Origin of the sequence: Streptosporangium sp. NPDC049644, assembly GCF_040675205.1 — a bacterium.
Taxonomy (GTDB): Bacteria; Actinomycetota; Actinomycetes; order Streptosporangiales; family Streptosporangiaceae; genus Streptosporangium; species Streptosporangium fukuiense.
The window spans coordinates 1-1,149 of sequence record NZ_JBFAOJ010000276.1 but is presented as its reverse complement, the minus strand read 5'-3'; the positions used below and the strand labels follow the sequence as shown (position 1 = coordinate 1,149).

Below are 1,149 nucleotides of genomic sequence, written 5' to 3'. Positions count from 1 at the left end.
CCGCCGCCTGCGCCCGCACCAGCTCCACCACCAGCCGAACCTGCTCGGCCTCCTCCAGCCCCGCCAACCGCCGCACCAGCTCCGAATCCCCGCCCGCCGAGGCGGAGACCGCCAGGCGACGCCCCGCACGCACCAGGCCGCGCATCAGATGCGGCACCTCACCCATCGCCCGCAGCGCCCGCAGCGCCGGCAGCTCCAGCCGCACCGGCACCACCATCGCCCGGCCCGACGCGGTGGCCGCCTCGAACGCCGCGAGCCCCTGCTCGGCCGACAACGCCGGCATCCCCGTCCGGTTGATCCGCCGCATCTCGATCTCACCCAGCGTGCCGGTCATCCCCGCATCCTGGGCCCAGGCACCCCACGCCAGCGACAACCCCGCCAGCCCCTCGGCCCGGCGCACCTGAGCCAGCGCGTCCAAGAACACATTCGCCGCCGCGTAGTTACCCTGCCCGGCGTTGCCCATCACCCCGGCAAGCGAAGAGAACACCACGAACCCGGCCAGGTCCAGGCCCTGGGTCAGCTCGTGCAGATGCCAGGCGGCGTCGACCTTCGGCCGCAGCACGCTGTCCAGCCGCTCGGGCGTCAGCGACATGATCGTCCCGTCGGCCAGCACACCGGCGGTGTGGATCACCGCGGTCAGCGGATGTTCGACCGGGACCTGCGCCAGCAGGGCCGCCACCGCGTCCCGGTCGGCCATGTCGCACGCCGCGACGGTGACCTCGACGCCGTGCGCGATCAGCTCGGCCTGCAACTCCACCGCGCCCGGAGCGTCCAGGCCCCGGCGGCTGGTCAACAGCAGACGCCGCACACCCCGCTCGGCCACCACATGCCGCGCGAACAACGCGCCCAGACCACCGGTACCACCGGTGATCAGCACGGTTCCCTCCGGGTTCCAGACCTGACTTGCCTCTCCGTCCAGGTCAGGGCCGGGCGCCACCCGTGCCAGGCGCGGCACCAGCACCTCGCCTCCGCGCACCGCCATCTGCGGCTCCTCGGACACCGACATCCCCGGCAGCCCCGACAGCGGAGACTCCCGATCCATATCGATCAACAGGAACCTGCCTGGGTTCTCCGACTGCGCACTACGCACCAGACCCCACACCGCCGCGGCCGGCAGATCCGCCACCACCTCACCATCACCCGCCGCGA

1 protein-coding gene is annotated in these 1,149 nt (G+C 72.8%); it reads right to left on the bottom strand.

What is annotated here, in order from left to right:
* Positions 1 to 1,126, bottom strand: a 1,126-nt coding sequence (locus AB0J58_RS45100) for a beta-ketoacyl reductase (protein WP_364228025.1), incomplete at its 3' end; no start/stop codon positions are given.
* Positions 1,127 to 1,149 lie beyond the last annotated feature (23 nt).